Origin of the sequence: Catellatospora bangladeshensis (assembly GCF_016862575.1) — a bacterium.
Classification (GTDB): Bacteria; Actinomycetota; Actinomycetes; order Mycobacteriales; family Micromonosporaceae; genus Catellatospora; species Catellatospora bangladeshensis.
This window is the reverse complement of sequence record NZ_BONF01000010.1, coordinates 340,625-357,471: the sequence shown is the minus strand read 5'-3', so window position 1 is coordinate 357,471 and position 16,847 is coordinate 340,625. Positions and strand designations below refer to the sequence as shown.

General features: G+C 73.9%; 18 protein-coding genes. 7 read left to right on the top strand and 11 right to left on the bottom strand.

All coding sequences use genetic code 11. The annotated features are described in order from the left end of the window. Positions 1 to 236: 236 nt before the first annotated feature. From Cba03nite_RS10740 to Cba03nite_RS10730, 3 genes are all read right to left on the bottom strand, one after another. Positions 237 to 2,969 (bottom strand): ATP-binding protein, encoded by a 2,733-nt coding sequence (locus Cba03nite_RS10740; protein ID WP_239125625.1) that lies wholly within the window; start codon positions 2,967 to 2,969, stop codon positions 237 to 239. A 174-nt stretch (positions 2,970 to 3,143) separates the two neighbouring features. After that, on the bottom strand, positions 3,144 to 3,536 hold the full coding sequence (locus Cba03nite_RS10735; protein ID WP_203744733.1) for a hypothetical protein: 393 nt from the start codon (positions 3,534 to 3,536) through the stop codon (positions 3,144 to 3,146). Between the two features lie 112 nt (positions 3,537 to 3,648). Further along, on the bottom strand, positions 3,649 to 3,795 hold the full coding sequence (locus Cba03nite_RS10730; RefSeq protein WP_203744731.1) for a hypothetical protein: 147 nt from the start codon (positions 3,793 to 3,795) through the stop codon (positions 3,649 to 3,651). Between the two features lie 225 nt (positions 3,796 to 4,020). Here Cba03nite_RS10730 and Cba03nite_RS10725 point away from each other — a divergent pair, with 225 nt between their 5' ends. Together Cba03nite_RS10725 and Cba03nite_RS10720 are read left to right on the top strand one after the other, a co-directional pair. Continuing rightward, a complete protein-coding gene (locus Cba03nite_RS10725) occupies positions 4,021 to 4,446 on the top strand; it encodes a hypothetical protein (RefSeq protein WP_203744729.1) in 426 nt (141 codons plus the stop codon). Between the two features lies 1 nt (position 4,447). After that, a complete protein-coding gene (locus Cba03nite_RS10720) occupies positions 4,448 to 6,952 on the top strand; it encodes a DUF4132 domain-containing protein (RefSeq protein WP_203744727.1) in 2,505 nt (834 codons plus the stop codon). Between the two features lie 51 nt (positions 6,953 to 7,003). On the opposite strand, the gene Cba03nite_RS10715 is transcribed toward Cba03nite_RS10720, so the two are convergent. Then, positions 7,004 to 7,924 carry a serine hydrolase domain-containing protein gene (locus Cba03nite_RS10715; RefSeq protein ID WP_203744725.1) on the bottom strand — a complete coding sequence of 307 codons (921 nt, stop codon included), beginning with the start codon at positions 7,922 to 7,924 and terminating at the stop codon, positions 7,004 to 7,006. Positions 7,925 to 8,075: 151 nt separating this feature from the next. On the opposite strand from Cba03nite_RS10715, the gene Cba03nite_RS10710 reads away from it, so the two are divergent. Further along, entirely contained in the window at positions 8,076 to 8,486 is a 411-nt protein-coding gene (locus Cba03nite_RS10710; protein ID WP_239125624.1) for a low affinity iron permease family protein, read from the top strand. A gap of 27 nt (positions 8,487 to 8,513) precedes the next feature. Here the strand turns inward: Cba03nite_RS10710 and Cba03nite_RS10705 are convergent, their stop codons facing one another. From Cba03nite_RS10705 to Cba03nite_RS10685, 5 genes are all read right to left on the bottom strand, one after another. Continuing rightward, positions 8,514 to 8,930, bottom strand: coding sequence for an STAS domain-containing protein (locus tag Cba03nite_RS10705; RefSeq protein ID WP_203744723.1), 417 nt, complete (start codon positions 8,928 to 8,930; stop codon positions 8,514 to 8,516). 57 nt (positions 8,931 to 8,987) lie between these two features. After that, complete coding sequence (locus Cba03nite_RS10700) at positions 8,988 to 10,364, bottom strand: DEAD/DEAH box helicase (RefSeq protein ID WP_239125623.1); 1,377 nt, start codon at positions 10,362 to 10,364, stop codon at positions 8,988 to 8,990. 165 nt (positions 10,365 to 10,529) lie between these two features. Beyond that, complete coding sequence (locus Cba03nite_RS10695) at positions 10,530 to 10,733, bottom strand: cold-shock protein (protein ID WP_203744721.1); 204 nt, start codon at positions 10,731 to 10,733, stop codon at positions 10,530 to 10,532. Positions 10,734 to 10,946: 213 nt separating this feature from the next. Beyond that, positions 10,947 to 11,321, bottom strand: a complete 375-nt coding sequence (locus Cba03nite_RS10690; protein ID WP_203744719.1) for an RNA polymerase-binding protein RbpA — start codon at positions 11,319 to 11,321, stop codon at positions 10,947 to 10,949. A gap of 175 nt (positions 11,322 to 11,496) precedes the next feature. Beyond that, positions 11,497 to 12,543: a PHP domain-containing protein gene (locus Cba03nite_RS10685; RefSeq protein ID WP_203744717.1), complete on the bottom strand. Its 1,047-nt coding sequence runs from the start codon at positions 12,541 to 12,543 to the stop codon at positions 11,497 to 11,499. A gap of 171 nt (positions 12,544 to 12,714) precedes the next feature. Here Cba03nite_RS10685 and Cba03nite_RS10680 point away from each other — a divergent pair, with 171 nt between their 5' ends. The 4 genes from Cba03nite_RS10680 to Cba03nite_RS10665 all read left to right on the top strand — a co-directional run bounded on the left by Cba03nite_RS10680 (position 12,715) and on the right by Cba03nite_RS10665 (position 14,719). After that, complete coding sequence (locus tag Cba03nite_RS10680; RefSeq protein ID WP_203744715.1) at positions 12,715 to 13,242, top strand: hypothetical protein; 528 nt, start codon at positions 12,715 to 12,717, stop codon at positions 13,240 to 13,242. 34 nt (positions 13,243 to 13,276) lie between these two features. Beyond that, a complete protein-coding gene (locus Cba03nite_RS10675; protein WP_203744713.1) occupies positions 13,277 to 13,945 on the top strand; it encodes a UdgX family uracil-DNA binding protein in 669 nt (222 codons plus the stop codon). A gap of 112 nt (positions 13,946 to 14,057) precedes the next feature. Then, positions 14,058 to 14,201, top strand: a complete 144-nt coding sequence (locus tag Cba03nite_RS10670; protein ID WP_203688747.1) for a GPGG-motif small membrane protein — start codon at positions 14,058 to 14,060, stop codon at positions 14,199 to 14,201. A gap of 89 nt (positions 14,202 to 14,290) precedes the next feature. Beyond that, positions 14,291 to 14,719, top strand: a complete 429-nt coding sequence (locus tag Cba03nite_RS10665; RefSeq protein ID WP_239125622.1) for a CBS domain-containing protein — start codon at positions 14,291 to 14,293, stop codon at positions 14,717 to 14,719. A gap of 96 nt (positions 14,720 to 14,815) precedes the next feature. On the opposite strand, the gene Cba03nite_RS10660 is transcribed toward Cba03nite_RS10665, so the two are convergent. After that, on the bottom strand, positions 14,816 to 16,018 hold the full coding sequence (locus Cba03nite_RS10660; RefSeq protein ID WP_203744711.1) for a DUF1444 domain-containing protein: 1,203 nt from the start codon (positions 16,016 to 16,018) through the stop codon (positions 14,816 to 14,818). Positions 16,019 to 16,263: 245 nt separating this feature from the next. Next, positions 16,264 to 16,773, bottom strand: coding sequence for a hypothetical protein (locus Cba03nite_RS10655; protein WP_203744709.1), 510 nt, complete (start codon positions 16,771 to 16,773; stop codon positions 16,264 to 16,266). Positions 16,774 to 16,847: the final 74 nt, after the last annotated feature.

Sequence of the window (16,847 nt, the reverse complement as noted above, 5' to 3'; positions counted from 1 at the left end):
GAGGGCCCCTCCTCTGTCCACGCCTCGTGCGTGTGACCTGACACGTCCCTTGCGGACTTGCTGAGGGGTCCTCCCACCTTCTTCCCGGACCGCCACCCCGTGCCGGCCGCGAGCCGCCATGATCATCCGACTTGCCTGGCACTCGGGCGTATCTTGAGCGCGCATTCGCCCATGTGCCAGGCAAATCGCGCGATCTTGGCGCGGGCGAGGCTCGAGGCGCGGGGCGGGGCGGGTGGTCAGTGGGTGAGGGCGGTGGTTACTTCGGTGCGGGAGGTGACGCCTAGTTTGCGGAGGATGCTGGAGACGTGGACGGCCGCGGTGCGGGGGGAGATGTAGAGGCGGCGGGCCAGTTCGGCGTTGGTGAGGCCGTCGGCGACCAGGAGGGCGACCTCGCGTTCGCGGGTGGTGAGGGCGGCGATGCCGGTGACGGTGTGGCGGCTGTCGGCGGGGGCGAGGCCGAGCTGCGCCTGGAGCTGGGTGAGCTGCTCGACGCGCCAGCCCGCCCAGTGTCGTAGCAGCTCACCGGCCCGGTTCACCCGGTCGGCGGCTTCGGCGTCGCGGCCCAGGGCGAGCAGGCAGCGGGCCGCGCCGAGGTGGGCCGTGCCGTTGACGGCCGGGGCGAGCAGGGGTGTCCCCGCGACGGAACGGTAGCCGTCGAACGCCGCGGCGGTCCGGCCGCATACCTCGGCGACCTGGGCTTCGACCAGGGTGCGCCAGTGGTCCCAGACCTGGCCGTCGAGCAGCGCCTCGGACAGCTGCTTGAGCCGGGGCAGCGGCAGCCCGAGGTGCAGCGCGGCGGACAGCAGGTCGTGGGCCTGCTCGCCGCTGCGCCAGGGCTGGGCGCGCAGGGCGTCCAGGACCCGGTCCAGCAGCGCGTCGGCGGTGGCGAGGTCGCCGTCGCGGCAGGCCAGGTGGAAGCCGACGCTGTGCAGCACCATCGGGTCGACCTTCTCGATCCCGCCGAGGTCGGCCAGCAGTCGGCGCACCCGGTCCAGCGCGCCGGACTCCAGGCACAGCCCGGCCAGGAACACCGCGTGGTAGTCGGCACGGCGGCCCGAGTAGTGGTAGCCGCGGTCGCGGGCGCGGCCGTCGTCGAGCGCGCCGATCGCCGCCCGCAGGTCGCCCTCGCGCATGGCCAGCCGGGCCCGGCCCTGGTAGTACGCGGCCACGGCCAGCGCCTCGAACCCGGCCCGCTCGGCGTCGCGGCGCATCCGCTCCAGCAGCTCGGCCTGCTCGGTGAGCGAGGAGGTCTGCGGCATGTGCAGCAGGCGGTTGAGCGCGCGGGCGGCCAGCACCCACTCGCCGCGCCGCTCGGCCTCGGCGACGAGCCCGGACAGGATCGCCCGGCCCTCGACGGCGCGCTCGGAGTAGCCGGTGAGCACGGTGCCCTTCTCGACCAGCGCGGCCAGCCGGATCTGCGGCAGATCGAACTCGGCGGCCAGCGCGAGCGCCCGGTCGGCCCAGGCCAGCGACTCGTCGTCGTAGTCGCGCAGCATCGCCGACTGGGCCACCGCGGTCATCGCCCGCGCCTGGTCCGCGCCGGGCGGCAGCTCGGCGATGAGCTGCTCCAGGTCGGCGGTGACCCGCTCCAGCCACGGCAGGTCGTCGGCCTCCCAGGACAGCCGGATCAGCAGGTAGAGCGCGTCGGCCCGGTCGGCGGGGCCGTCGGCCAGGTCGCGCCAGCGCCGGGCGTACCCGGCGGCGTCGTCGAGCAGCCCGGCCAGCCACGCGGCGCGCGCCGCCGCCGACAGCAGCACCAGGTCGTCGGGCTCCTCGGCCATGCCCATCTCCGCCAGCTGGAGTGCCTGGTACGCCGAGCCGATGGCCAGGTACTCCAGCGCGCCGCGGCGGGCCGCGGACACCATGTCGGCGTACCGACCGGCGGCCTGGGCGTGGTGGGCGACCAGCGCCGGGTCGGCGTCGCCGCCGCGCTGCAGCGCCTCCAGGGCGCTCTCGTGCAGGCGGCGGCGCTGGCGGCCCAGCATCTGGCCGGTGATGGCCTCGCGCACCAGCGCGTGCCGGAAGCTGAACTCGTCCTCGCCCGCCTCGACCAGCACGCCGCGCACCACCAGGTCGCGCAGCACGCCGATCAGCTCGTCCTCGCCCGCCCCGGTCACCTCCGCGAGCAGGTCGAACGGGGCCCGGCGGCCGAGCACCGCCGCGGCCTCGACGACCCGCTGCGCCGCCGGGTCGAGGCTGGCCACCTGGCGCCGCAGCACCTCGGCCAGGCTCCACGGCAGCGGCTTCTCGACCAGCGACTCCAGGTCGCCGGGCGCGCAGGAGCCGAGCAGCTCCTCCAGGAAGAACGGGTTGCCGCCCGTGCGGTGGAAGAGCGCGGCGGCGGTGCGGTAGGGCACCGGGCGGCCGGTGACGGTCGCCAGCAGCGCCGCGGTCTCCGACTCGGTGAGCCGCTCCAGCCGCAGGTGCGTCACGGCGTGGCGGCGTTCCATGCGCTCCAGCAGCGAGGCCAGCGGGTGGCGGTTGCTCACCTCGTCCGGCCGGTAGGTGCCGACGAGCAGGCGCGGGCCGTCGGTGTCGGCCAGGCGCTCGAACAGGGCCGCGCTCTCCGAGTCGGCCCAGTGCAGGTCCTCGAACACGATGACCGTCGGCGCCTCGCCGGACAGGTCCGCGACCAGCGACAGCCCGCTGTGCAGCCGCTCGACCGGGCTGAGCTGCGGATCGGTCAGGGCGGTCAGGCGGCCGGCGGGCACGTCCACGCCGTCGACCGCGTCGAGGAGCAGCTCGTACGGCCGGGCCAGGGAGTCGGGCTCGGCCTGGCCGACCAGCGCCACGGCCTGCTCGGGCAGGGTCGTCAGCAGCTCGCGGACCAGGCGGGTCTTGCCGATGCCGGGCTCGCCGCCGACGAACACCACCGCCGGTCGCCGGGCCGCCACGAGCTGGGTCAGCTGGCGCAGCTCACGGTCGCGCCCGATCATCGCCGAGCTGACCCCACCACGCTGACTACCCACGGGCGACAGCGTACCGGCGGGTACGGACAGGACCGCCAGGCGTTTTCCGCCCGCCGGACTGTGTGCTCGGCCTCATTCGCGCCACGGGTGAGCCGTCACCCGGCGAGGTCGGCATCGCGGGCGGGCCCCGTCCGGAGCAATCACCGTCGCCGGGCCACAACTTCTGCGTTGTGGTTACAACCCAGAAGTTGTGGCGGCTGCGGAGATGCCTCCACGCAGGGCGCGGTAGGCGGTGCGGCGCAGCCGGGCGGGCGCGTCGGCGAGCAGGTCCCACAACTCGCCCGCGGTGACGGGGCGGCTGCGCAGCCAGCCGCCCAGGGCGATGGACTGCAGCTCGGGGTCGGGGTCGGCCAGCGTGGCGATGACGGCGTCGCGGTGCCCGGCGACGGTGGCGAAAAACAGCCTCAGCTCACGGTGGAACGTGTCGCCCGTGCGGAGTTCGGCCAGCAGGGCGTCGAGCGCGGGCGTCCCGGCCAGCTCCCGCGCGCGGCGTGCCAGCAGGCGCAGCCGCTCGGGACGGGCGAGCGGGTTGATCTCGGTCAGCAGGGCGGCGCTCAGTCCGGGCATCGGGACATTGTGCCGTCCGGGTGCCGCGCGAGGGCACCGGGTTTCGCGGCGGGCGGGGCATACGAACAGGCCCGGGGCCGTGTGACGGCTCCCGGGCCTGTGCCGGTGGGGTTCACCGCGCGTTGCGGTCGTGCGCCTGGCGGCGCTTGCGGCCGTGGCGCTGCAGCCTCGCGGCCACCCGCTCCTTCTCGGCCTCGTCCAGGAGCTCGCGGTGGTGCAGCTTCGCGAGATCGAAGTACAGCTCGGGCGATCCGAACATCTCAGACTCCTCAGTCCGTGGTTCCTGTCTTTCTGACATGACCAATACTCGTCTCCCGGCGGGCTCGATCCATCCGCAGCGATGGCGTATCTTGCCTGGCCGTGGCCTACCTAGAGGGGTGCGTGGGGCCGTCTAGTCATACGTAGGACGCCGGTCACCCGCACCGCGTCCGTCCGGTCCGGACGGTGTCGTACCAGGCGGTTAGGGTCGGGCGATCTTCGAGGCGTGGAGGCGACGATGCGGGTGGAGGTGCGTAGCCGGGTCCCGGGCGGGGAACGGCTGCCGGACGTGCTGATCGAGCTGGCGCGGGAGCGGACGACGGTGCGCGAGCTGATCCGGGCCGCGGTCGCCGAGCAGGTCCGCGCCTGGCGTGGGGACCACTCACGCTGCCGGGCCATGCTGGACCGGCAGTACCTCACCGACGCCGAGGTCCGCGCGCAGGCCGCCACGGGAGTGGTGCGCCTGCCCGGCCGTGCCGAGGCGGACCCGGACCCGGACGCCGAGGTGGCTCGCGCCTGGCGCGCGTTCGAGGCGGGCGCGTTCGCCCTGTTCGTGAACGGTGTCCAGGCCGACGCCCTGGACGAGGAGATCGTGTTGCGGCTCGGCGAGCCGGTGGTGTTCGTGCGGCTCACCGCGCTGGTCGGGGGCTGAGGTGCTGCATTATCCGGTGCCGGAGCAGTACCGCGAGGCGTTCGAGCAGGAGCGGGCCGCGCTGCAGGCCCGCGTCGAGGAGGTCCGGGCGGCGCTGCGCGCCGGTGATCGCGGGCGGCTGCTGGAGCTGGGGCCGCAGATCCGCCGCCAGGTCAAACGCGGCGACGACCGGCTGCTCGGCAATCTGCACGGCGCCCGCATCGCCGACCTCGACGCGGCGCTGAATGCGGCCTACGACGAGGCGTTCCCGCTGGCCCCCGGCGCGGGCGCGGTGCAGGTGCTGGACGCGCCCTGGCCCACGGCCACCCGGCTGGCGGCGCTGTGCAAGCTGCTCCACTTCGGCCTGGTCCCACGCCCGCCGCTGGGTGAGATCGTCACGCAGGTGGTGAGCGCCGGTGACGTGCCCGGGATGCGGGTGCTGCTGCGTACGCCGCTGGGCTGGCTGTCGCGCACCGACACGGTGCGGCTGCTGGGCGGGCTCGCCACGGCGGGCGCGCTGGACGAGGCGCTGGTCGAGGAGGCGTTCGCCGCGGACCGGTTCCTGGGCAACGAGCTGTTCGGCGACGCGTCGAGATACGGCGGGGCCGCGCAGGCGCCGTCGCCGCACGCGGCGGCGGTGCGGCCGTACGCGCAGGAGGTGCTGTGGCGCCTCAGCGCTGAGGCGCCGCCGGACGACGAGCTGCCGCAGTTCAGGCCGCACGGGCTGCGGTTCGCGCTACGCGGGCTGGACTGGGCGGGTGAGGCGGCCACCGGCGAGCGTTTCGGCGCCGCCGCGCTGACCCCGGACGAGCTGGCGGCGTACGTCGCCCACCTGGACGGGCAGCCGGAGGCGGTGCGGCAGCGCGCGTTCCGGCTGCGCCGCGCGGCGGGCGACGCGTACGCGGTGCTGCCGCTGCTCGGCCTCGCGCCCGCCGTCGAGCTGTTCCGGCTGCTGGAGGAGATCGAGGGCGGCGAGGTGGTGCGCCACGACCGGGCCGCGATCCTCGCCGCGGCCGCGACGGCGGGGCCGGACGGCACCCGGGAGCTGCTCAAGCTCGTGCCCAGCGAGCTGGTGAGCGCGGTGCTCGGCCACAACCGGGCGGCGGTGCTCAAACGCGTGAAGCACAACGCGCTGGCGGGCATCGCCGCGTACGGCATGCTGCCCCTGGCCGACGGCGAGACCGTGCTGGACCGCTATCTGGCGCTGCGGGAGGCCGCCCGGCGCGGGCCGAAGCTCGGCCCGAACCGGCGGCACAGCCACGCCGCCGCGGTCGAGGTGGCGCTGGAGCACCTGGCGCAGGTCGCCGGGCTGCCCGACGCGAGCGCGCTGGAGTGGGACTGCGAGTCCCGGCTCGCCGAGGAGCCCGCACCGGCGTGGCAGCTCGGCGACTACACGGTCGCGGTGGTGCTCGACGGTCCCGACCCGGTCATCACCGTGACCAGCGCGGGCAAGCCGCTCAAGACGGTGCCGAAGCAGGTGCGGTCCGACGCCCGCTACACCGCGAGCCGCGAACACCAGGACCTGCTGCGCGACCAGGCCCGCCGGATGCGCGCCGGCACCATGGAACGGCTGGTCGCCGGGGGCGGCGCGCTCGCGCCCGCGGACCTGGCGCGGCTGCGGCGGCTGCCCGCCGGTGCGGCGATGGCGGCGGGTCTGCTGTGGCAGGACGCGTCCGGCGGGATCGGGTTCCTGGGCGACGTGGACGCGGGCGGGCCGGTTACCGCCGTGCACCCCTACCACCTCTTTCAGGCGGGGGAGCTGGCCCGCTGGCAGGCGGAGGTGGTCCGGCGGCGGCTGCGCCAGCCGGTGCGGCAGGCGTTCCGGGAGCTGTACCTGCTCACCCCACCCGAGCGGGAGGCCGGGGACGCGTCGGCGCGATTCGCCGGGCACGTCGTGTCGGGCCGGGTGGCCGCGCGGCTGCTGTCCGGGCGGGGCTGGCACACCCACCACGAGTACGCCGACCACCAGGCGACCCGCCCGGCCGGCGCCCTGACCGCGGCACTGAGCTGCGACTTCCACGGGTACTGGGGCATGGGCGAGGTCGAGGTCGGCCGGGTGCGCTTCCTGTCCGGAAAGGACGCCGTGCCGCTGGCCGAGGTCCCGCCGGTGGTCTTCTCCGAGGTCATGCGCGACCTGGACCTGGTCGTGTCGGTGGCCGGCCGCGACGCCGCCGGGCACCTGTCCACCCCGGCCGCGCAGAGCCGGGCCGAGGTGCTCGCCGCCCTCGTCGCCGACCTCCGCCTGCGCAACGTCACCGTGGACGGCACCGCCGCCGTGGTGCGCGGCACCCGCGCGACCTACCGCATCCACCTCACCAGCGGCAGCATCCACCTCGAACCGGGCGGCCACCTCTGCATCGTCCCCGCCGGGTTCGGCGACAAGCCGCACCGGCGCCTGTTCCTGCCCTTCGCCGACGACGACCGGATGACCAGCGTCATCCTCAGCAAGGTCCTCCTGCTCGCCGACGACGCCAGGATCACCGACCCCACCATCCTCACCCAACTGCAAGGAAGGGCACCTTCTTAACGGTATGCGTAGAGGAAGGTGCCCTTCTTAACCCTCAGCGGTCCGGGCTGCTCAGGAGAGTGCCGTCGCCAGCAGCGGTTCGAGGTCGCCGGCGCCGGTCGCCTCGGAGTCGCTCAGCACCACGATGCGTACGTCCCGCTCCGGCACCCACGCCAGGAACGAGCGGAACCCGGCGTTGCCGCCGTCGTGGTGGAACCACGGCGTCCCGCCGACCGTGCCCGTGAACAGGCCGTAGCCGTACCCGGCGGCATCCGGCCCGCCGCCGGTCGGCGTGTGCGCGGTGTGCATCAGGCGGCGACGGCGCTCGTCGAGCAGCCGCCCGGAGCCCAGCGCGTCCACCCAGCGCAGCAGGTCGCCGGTGGTGGACCAGATGTCGCCCGCGCCCATCGCCACGACGTCCAGCTCGTACGGCGACACCGGCTCGCCGCTCGCGTCGCGGCCCACGGCGAGGTCCGCGCGGTCGCCGGGCTCCCCGGCGAACGTGTCCGCCATGCCGAGCGGCGTGAAGATCATTTCAGCCAGCGCCTTGTGGTACGCCGTCCCGGCGGCCTCGGCCACCACGTGCGCCAGCAGCACGAACCCGGGGCTGCTGTAGTGGAAGCGGGCGCCGGGCGCGAACAGCGGCGGCACCTCGTGGAACGAGGCGAGCAGCTCACCGGGCTCGACCCGGCGGTGCAGGTCGATCAGCGGGTACTCGTCCCAGTGCCCCAGCCCGGACGAGTTGCTCAGCAGGTGGTGCAGGGTGATGTCGCGCCAGGCCGGCGGACAGCCGCCGAGCCGGTGTCCGATCGGATCGTCCAGGGCCAGTGCCCCACGCTGCGCCAGCAGGAGCACGGCGGCCGCCGTGAACTGCTTGCTCACCGAGGCGATCTGGTAGCGGGTGCGGGCGGTGGTGCCAGGGGCGAGGGTCTCGGCCAGCACCGTGCCGCCGCGCCGGAGCAGCGTCGCGCCGGGGATCTTGGATGGGGGCATGTCACCGACCCTAGGTCACCGCGCCGTGTCGCGGGCCGATGAGCGGTTAAGAAGGGCACCTTCTTATACACATAACGATAAGAAGGTGCCCTTCCTTCGCATGAAAGCGGTGGGGGTGGGGAACGGGGGAGCCGGTGGAAAGGGGACGGCCATGACCGGGCGCAGGGAGGACATGCCGTCGTCGGTGTCCGGGAAGGACATGTCGCCGTTCGACCGGTTCGCCGAGGCGGCGAGCAGTTTCGCGTCTAAGGCGTGGTTCTTCGCCCTGTGTGTGCTGCTCATTCTGCTGTGGGCGCCGTCGATCCTGATCTTCCGGGACATCGACACGTGGCAGCTGATCATCAACACGGCCACCACGATCATCACGTTCCTGCTGGTGGCGCTGTTGCAGAACAGTCAGACCCGGGCGAACGAGGCGGTGCAGCACAAGCTGAACGCGATCGCCGACGGGCTGGCCGACCTGATGGAGGCGCACAGCGAGGACAAGTCCCGGCTGGCGCAGGACATGATCGAGCTGCGGGACGCGGTCGGCCTGGAGCACCGTGAGGGGACCCGGGGCTGAGTCCCCTCATCAGCTGCTTCGGCGTCGTCAGGGACGGGCGGGCAGTGGCCGTCCGGACGGCGGCCGGCTGCGGTGGCGGTGCCGGCTGGGCGCCGCCTGCCCCACGGGTGCGGGCAGGCGGCCGGTCACCGGGTCCCTGAGCAGGTGCTCCGCCCCACACAAGCCGATGGTCGAGGTCACCGCACGTGACGGGTTGACGATGGCGAAGGGGAGGCGGTGTTCGGCCGCCTCGCGGCGGCAGCCGATGACCGCGGCGATCCCGGCGGCGTCGATGAAGGTGACCGCGGACATGTCCATGGACAGGCTCGCCGCGTCGCGGGTGCGCAGCACCGCCGTGGTCACCCTGCCGAGCAGGTACGCGGTGGCCATGTCGACCTCGCCCGCGACGAGCAGGCAGAGATCGCCCGCCCGGGTGTGCAGGCGGATCCGCAGATCGTCAGACATGGCGGCCCCCCTCGGGCCGGACGGCCGGGGGAGATGCCGGCTGCCGCAGCGGCGCGTTCAACGTGCTCTCCGGCCGCGGCTGCGGCGGCCGCGGGCGGTCGGCGGTGCCTGCTCGGGTGTCGCGGGCGTCGGCGCGGGCAGCACGGCGGGGACACCGGAGGGCGTACGCGCCCCGGTGATGCGCGTCAGCTCGTGATCGTGCGGGCCGACCGTCGTCGTACGCGCCTTGACCCCGGCGGCGGCCAGCAGGCGCGAGGTGGCGCGGCGCTCGTCGCCGGACACCAGGGTGACGACCGTGCCGCTGCGCCCGGCGCGGGCGGTGCGGCCGCCGCGGTGCAGGTAGTCCTTGGCGTCGTTGGGCGGATCGTAGTTGACGACGAGGTCCAGGTCGTCGATGTGGATGCCCCGGGCCGCCAGGTCGGTGGCGATCAGCGCGTTGACCGCGCCGGACCGGAACTGTTCCAGGATGCGGGTGCGCTGCGGCTGGCTCTTGCCGCCGTGCAGGGCGGCCGCGGTGACACCGCTGGCCAGCAGGCGCTTGGCGACCCGGTCCGCGCGGTGCTGCGTCTTGACGAACATGATGACGCGGCCGTCGCGGGCTCCGATGCGCGCCGTCGCGGCGTCCTTGTCGGCCGCCTCGATGTGCAGCAGGTGGTGGTCCATGGTGGCGACCGCGCCGGCCGGAGGGTCGACCGAGTGCCGGGCCGGCTCGTTCAGGAACCGGCGGATCAGCCGGTCGACGTCGCCGTCCAGCGTGGCGGAGAACAGCATCCGCTGCCCGCCCGGCGGGGTCGCGATCAGCAGCGAGGTCACCTGCGGCAGGAAGCCCATGTCGGCCATCTGGTCCGCCTCGTCGAGCACCGTGACGGCGACCTCGTCGAGCCGGCAGTCGCCGCGTTCGAGCAGGTCGTTCAGGCGGCCGGGGGTGGCGATGACGATCTCGGCGCCGTTGCGCAGCTGGTCGCTCTGGCGGCCCAGCGACAGGCCGCCGACCACGGTGACGGTACGCAGTTTGAGTTCCCTGGCGTACGGGGCCAGCGCGGTGCTGACCTGCGCGGCCAGCTCCCGCGTGGGCACGAGCACCAGGGCCAGCGGCCGGCGGGCGGCGGCGCGGCGACCGGCCAGGCGGGTCAGCATCGGCAGCCCGAACGCCAGGGTCTTGCCCGAGCCGGTGCGCGCCCCGCCGAGCACGTCCCGTCCGGCGACGGCGTCGGGGATCGTGCGGGCCTGGATCGGCGACGGCACGGTCAGCCCCTGCTTCGCCAGGACGCCCAGCAGCGCCGGGTGCAGGGGCAGGTCCGCGAAGCCGGGCGCGTCGTGGTGGACGGCGGGCTGTGGCGGGACTGCCGCGGCGGTCTCGGGTGCGGTCGCGGCGGGAGCCTGCGGGGGGCGGCGCCTGCGCCGACGTGCCCGGTCGGGTGCTGCTGTGCTCAAACTGGAGCCTTTCGCGGTAGGTGGACCAGACGGCGGCTCTCGACCCGGACCGGGGAGAGCCGGCCGCCGGCGAGCTGGGGACCGGCCGGACGCCGGGCCCGGTTCCGTGAGGTGATCCGCGGAACCGGGCTGCGGCGTCCGTGTCACGCCGGCGGTTGACCGGGCTCAGACGAGGCGCACTGCCTCAGCCTGCGGGCCCTTCGGGCCCTGGACGACGTCGAACTCGACGCGCTCGTTCTCGCGCAGCTCACGGAAGCCGTCGAGCTGGATGACCGAGTGGTGCACGAAGACGTCGGCGCCGCCGCCGTCGACGGAGATGAAGCCGAAGCCCTTGTCGGCGTTGAACCATTTCACAGTGCCGGTGGCCATGTAGTTCTCCTTGATACAGAGGGGCCCGCATGCGTCGCGAGGCCCCGATGGGCCGTCTCGAGCAGCGGCAACCGCGGTAATCCGGAAGGAGAACCCGACCCCGGGATAGATGATCCAGGGGAGGTGGAAGAACCACAAACAAGAAACTGTCTCCCCACCATACACGCGGGGAACCACCGCCTCGGCCGTCCGGCCCGCGGCCGGTGCGGGGCGTCACCCTTCGCGGTGGGCGCGCCGTGCGCCGGGTTCGGCGCGGCCGCGTCGCTCGCGGACCACCGCCAGCCGCTCGTCGAGCAGGATCTCGAGCTCGTCGAGGGAGCGCCGTTCCAGCAGCATGTCCCAGTGCGTACGCCGGGCCCTGCCGTGCTGCGGCGAGTCCTCGGGTGCGTCGACGCGCCGCGCCGGGGTGCCGTCGAAACTGCAGTCCCACGTCACGGGCGCGGCCACGTCCTCGGCGAAGGTCACCTCGAAGAAGTGTCCGTGGGCACAGCTGAACTCGCAGATTTGCCTCGGCGCGAACTGGGTCTCCCGCACCGGCGTGTAGCTGTTGGCTCCCAACCGCGTTCCACGCAGCATCCGGTCTGCCATTGACGGCTCCTCACGTTGCATCAGTGTCGATGTCGGTGACGCGACGACGCGTACAACGCGAGTTCCACGTGACCCTGGTTTCGTTCCAGCAGTCCAGACTTCAGGTGCTGTCCGACACCCTACCCCGGAGACCGGGTTCACAGGTCCTCCGCGGGACCCGGAGCCTGGACGATGATCAGCCGCGGTCGCGGCGGGTCCAGGCCAGCAGGCGCTCGGCGGGCCAGGTGTTGACGACCCGGTCCACCGGCACGCCGCAGCGGGCGGCCCGCTCGCAGCCGAAACGCAGCCAGTCGAGCTGGGTGCGGTAGTGCGCGTCGGAGTCGATCGCGAACAGGCAGCCCGCCTCCACCGCGAGCCGGAGCAGCCGCTTGGGCGGGTCGAGCCGGTCCGGCCGCGAGTTGATCTCCACGGCGACGCCCCGGGCGGCGCAGGCGGCGAACACGGCCGCCGCGTCGAACTCGCTCTCGGGCCGGGTCTGCGTGCTCGTGTCGCCGGCCGCGCGGCGGACCAGGCGGCCGGTGCAGTGGCCCAGGATGTCGATGTGCGGGTCGGCGACCGCCGCCAGCATCCGGGCCGTCATCACGTCGGCGGGGGAGCGCAGCTTGCTGTGCACGCTGGCGACCACGACGTCCAGGCGCCCGAGCAGCTCGGGTGTCTGGTCCAGCGACCCGTCGTCGAGTATGTCCACCTCGATGCCGCTGAGCAGCCGGAAGCCGTCGCCGTAGCCGGTGTTGAGCCGCTCGACCTCGATCAGCTGCGCTTCGAGGCGCTCGGCGGACAGGCCCCGGGCGATGGTCAGCCGGGGGGAGTGGTCGGTGAGCACGAGGTACTCCCGGCCGAGGGCGCGGGCGGCGTCGGCCATGACCGCGATGCTCTCGGTGCCGTCGGACCAGTCCGAGTGGCTGTGGCAGTCGCCGCGCAGGGCGGCGTGCAGCTCCTCGGTCGCCTCGTCCAGCGGCCGGTCCGCGGTGGCCAGCAGCCGCCGCAGGTAGACCGGCTCCTCCCCGGCCAGCGACTCGGCGACGCAGCGGGCCGTCACGTCGCCCAGGCCGGGCAGCCTGGCCAGGCTGCCCTCGGCGGCGCGGGCGGCCAGCTCCGCCCGGCCGGTGGCCGCCACGGTCTGGGCGGCCCGCCGGAACGCCTTGATCCGGTAGCCGGCCTCGCCGGCCCGCTCCAGCTCGATGGCGATGGCCAGCAGGTCCTCGGCGGGGTCCCGATCCACCCCTGCTGCATACCACAGGTATCGGACATGTCACATTCAGCGGCGGGTCCGCGCGTACCCGTCGAAGATGGCGGACCGACCAGGGCGGATTCGCGGCTAAGCTTGCGGATCCTCGCCGGACCCGGCGGGGCAGGCCGCGACGACGCGGCCGCGCCACCCTGAGAGGTTGTCGTGACCGCAGGCCTCGCCCCCGTCATCGCCGCCACCACCCACTGGCTGGCCCGCGCCTACCCGTCCGACGGCGGCCCGGCGCAGGCCGCGCGCGTGCTCGCCCAGGCCCGCCAGGCCGCGACCGTGGCCGCGTGGCTGCGCTACCCGACCGAGACGGACGCGAGCCTGCTGTCGATGCTCGGCCCCGGCGGCACCGCAGGGCTGGACCGGGCCGTGCGCGCCGACGAGTACGACGGCGACCGCGAGAGCGAGCGGGTCTGGCGCGGCTGGGTCGACGAGGTCGTCGCGAGCTGGGCCGCCTGCCTGCTGTCGGACGCGCGCCTGACCGCCGACGCGGTGACCGCGGTGGCCGGCTGCGAGCACGCCGCCGAGAGCGGCCACGACTTCGCCCGGCTGGCCGAGCCGGACGCCGAGGACCGGCGCGCGGCCGCGCTGCTGCGCCACCCGGACCTGGTCGCGCCGGTGGCGAACCTGCACCGGGCGCTGCTGATCGAGCGGCTGCGGCTGGACCCGGTCGAGGTCGCCTGATTCCCACCCGGCCTGGCTGGGTACGCGTCCCCTCATGGCTGTGCGGACAGAGCGGGGTGCTCAGGAGTACGTACCGGACGATCCGGGGTCGATCGAAGGGCTGCGGGCGGCCGCCGCACACTGCCGGGGCTGCCATCTCTACCGCGACGCCACCCAGACGGTGTTCGGGGCGGGGCCGGAGCACGCCCGGGTGGTGCTGATCGGCGAGCAGCCCGGTGACGTCGAGGACCGGCGCGGGGCTCCGTTCGTCGGCCCCGCCGGCAAGCTGCTGGACCGGGCGATCGCGGAGGCGGGCCTGGACCGCGCGGACGCGTACGTGACGAACGTGGTCAAGCACTTCAAGTTCAAGGCCACGGCGTCCGGCAAGCGCCGGATCCACCAGAATCCCAACCGCACCGAGATCGTGGCGTGCCTGCCCTGGCTGGCCGCCGAGCTGAGCCTGCTGCACCCGCAGGTGCTGGTGGCGCTCGGCGGGACCGCGCTCAAGGGCCTGCTCGGCCCGGCTGCGACGGTCTCGGGCTCGCGCGGGGTGCTCCTGCCGTGGCCGGCCTCGGCGCACCGGCCGGAGCTGTTCGCCGAGGAGGGGGCGCGGCTGCTGGCCACCGTCCACCCGTCGGCGGTGCTGCGCGCCGTCGACCGCGATGCGCTCTACGACGGCCTGGTCGCCGATCTGCGCCTGGCCGCCTCGGCGCTGACCGGCTGAGGCCGCCCCGCGTTTGGCCGAGATCCTTCCCGGGTAACGGATAAATGGTGCGAATCGGCACCACCCTCCGACGCGGAGCGCGGGCCGATGCACAGATCGAAGGGGGACGCACATGGCCACGCTGCTGTGGATCCTCGCGGTCGTACTCGTGATCGCGGGTATCTTCGCCCTGCTGCGCAGGGAGATCCTGTGGGGGATCGTGCTGATCGTCGTCGGCCTGCTGGTCGGCCCGGGTGGAGTCAGCATCTTCACCTGACGGGCGTCCCGCTCGACCGGATCACGTTTGGTCCGGTTCGGGCGGGGAAGACAACCATTGCACGGAAATGCCACACAAGGAGGTTCGAGATGGCAACCGCGCAGATGGTCCGAGACATCATGACCACCGATCCGGTGTGCATGCTCGACAGTGCCACCGTCACGGAGGCGGCCGAGCAGATGCGCCGGCGCAACATCGGTGACGTGCTGGTGACCGACCGGCAGGGCAATCTGGAGGGCGTGCTCACCGACCGCGACATCGTGGTACGCGCGCTCGCCGAGCACAGGCAGCCCGACAGCACCCTGCTCCGGGACGTCGTCAGCGAACCCGCCGTGACGATCCGCCCGGACGAGCCCGTATCCCGGGCCGTGCAGCTGATGCGCGAGCACGCGCTGCGACGCCTGCCGGTGACCGAGAACGGGCACGCCGTGGGCATCGTCTCCATCGGCGACCTGGCCACGGAGCGTGACCCCGACTCGGCCCTGGCCGACATCAGCCAATCGCCGCCGAACAAGTGACCTCTGATCATCCGACTTGCCAGGCACCTGGGCGGAAGCGCGTGCAAGATTCGCCCGTCTGCCAGGCAAGTCGGATGATCTTGTGGGCGTGGGGCGTCAGTCGACGGCGTACGCGCGGAGTTGCTGCATGACGTCGGGGGCGGGCCAGCCGCCGACGCGGTAGCGGGCAGGGGTGAGCAGGGGCTCCGGTGCGAGCGGGACGAGCCGGGCGACGGCGTCCCACGGCACCCGGCCCCAGACGCCGTCCGGCCCGGCGAACGCGATGAAGTCCGCCTCCGGCAGCAACGACTCGATGCCGTCGCCCCAGGACGCCACGGTGAACGGCGGCTCGTCCGCCCCCGCCGCCGCGAGCAGGCCGCCGACGTACACGTCGATGCCGTGCTCGGCGTACTGCGCGGACAGCCACTCGGTCTGCGAGCGGTACTGCGTCACCGTGAGCAGGACCCGGGCGCGCTGGGCGGCGGGATGTGCGGGGTGGCCGGGCGGCGGCGCGTACGGCACCACCCGGCCGCCGTCCCCGGCGATGTAGCCGACCGGCGAGATGCTGCGCGCCGCCTCGCCGAACTCGCTCTCCACGATCGTGTGCAGCGCGGTCGCCGCGCCGCCGTCGGCCGGGCACAGCAGCACCGTGTTCACGTCCGGCACGAACGCGACGACCGGCTCGCCCATCCGCTCGCTGACCCCGGCCAGCCAGCCGGGAGCGAGCAGCAGCGAGGTGAAGTAGCCGTCCCCGGAGTCGACCATGCGCACCATGGCGTTGCCGTCCGGCCAGTGCTGTCGCAGCGACTGCTCGGCCAGCTCGGCGAGGTTCTGCCGGGCGGCGGCGAAGACGTCGTCGGCGCTGACGCCCCACTCCTCCAGGCGCGGCGGCGTCACGTACGCCATCGACTCGGGGCGGTCCACGACGACCAGCTCGCGCAGGTGCGGCAGGGCGGCCCGGGACAGCGGCGGCACCATGCCCATCGGCCCGGCCTGGCCGAACGTGTCGGGGCGCAGCACCGGCCGCAGCCGGGTCCGCACCTCGTCCCAGCTCTCGTCGTCGTGCGGGGTCAGGATGATGCGTACGAGCTGCGTCAGGCGGGCCGCCCGATCGGCCGGGCGGGCGTCCTGGGTCTCGGCGAACACGTTCGCCAGGTAGATCCAGACCGGGCTGCCCGAGCCGTCGCGCCACGCGGCGACGGCGAACTTCTCCGCGTCGTAGGCGGCGCGCACGATGCCGGGCGCGCGGCGGGCGATCCGCAGCGCCTCGGCCGCGAACCTGTCCCGGGGCGATCCGAAGAACCTGTCCAGCAGACCCATGGCGAGCAACGTAGTCCACCCCCTCGCGACCTTCCACCCGGACCACTACACCGACGCACTCGACGCCTACGACGTCCTGGAGCTGTCCTGACCGGCTCGGCTCGACGGCCGGCCCGCGAAGATCGCTGTCTCGTGTCGAAACCTATGGTCAGACCGCACTTTCTGACACGAACCAGCGATCTTGGGTGCGGCGCGCTGCGCGCGGCGGGCGGAGCGCGGCACGCGCGGCACGCGGGGTGGGCCGGTCAGGCCGCGGCTCGGCGGCGCTTGGCCGGTTTCGGGCGGGGGGCAGGGCCGTCGGCGGGTAGGCCGAGGGCGATGCGTTCGGCGGCGGTGAGCATGCGCTTGCCGGTGATCGGGATCGGTGGCGGCGGCGGGGTCTCGGGCTGCTCGGCCTCCGCCGCCTTCTTCGGCTTCGCGGCCTTGGCCGGTTTGGCGGCGGCGGCCGCGGCCTTGACCCGGTCGTTCTCCCCGGCCAGGGTGATCAGCTTGCGCACCTTCGGGACCGCGCCGAGGTTCGTCTTAGCCGCGACCGCCTCTACCGGCGTCCCGGACACCACCAGGTCGGCCAGGGCACGGCCCCGTTCGCGCCGGAGCGCCTCGACGATCCCGTCGAACAGCACCTGGTGATGGGTGAGGTCCAGGTAGCGCTGCAGCGGATCGGGCTCGCTGAGCGCGTACCCGCACAGGTTGCGGACCATCCCCTCGATCTCGGCGACGGAGACGGTGTAGCCCTCGGTGGTGGGGTCGGACATGGACGGCATCCCTTCACCGCACGGCTGCTGGCCCTCGTCCGGCGGCGAACGGAACTGTAGCCGTCCCCGCCGAC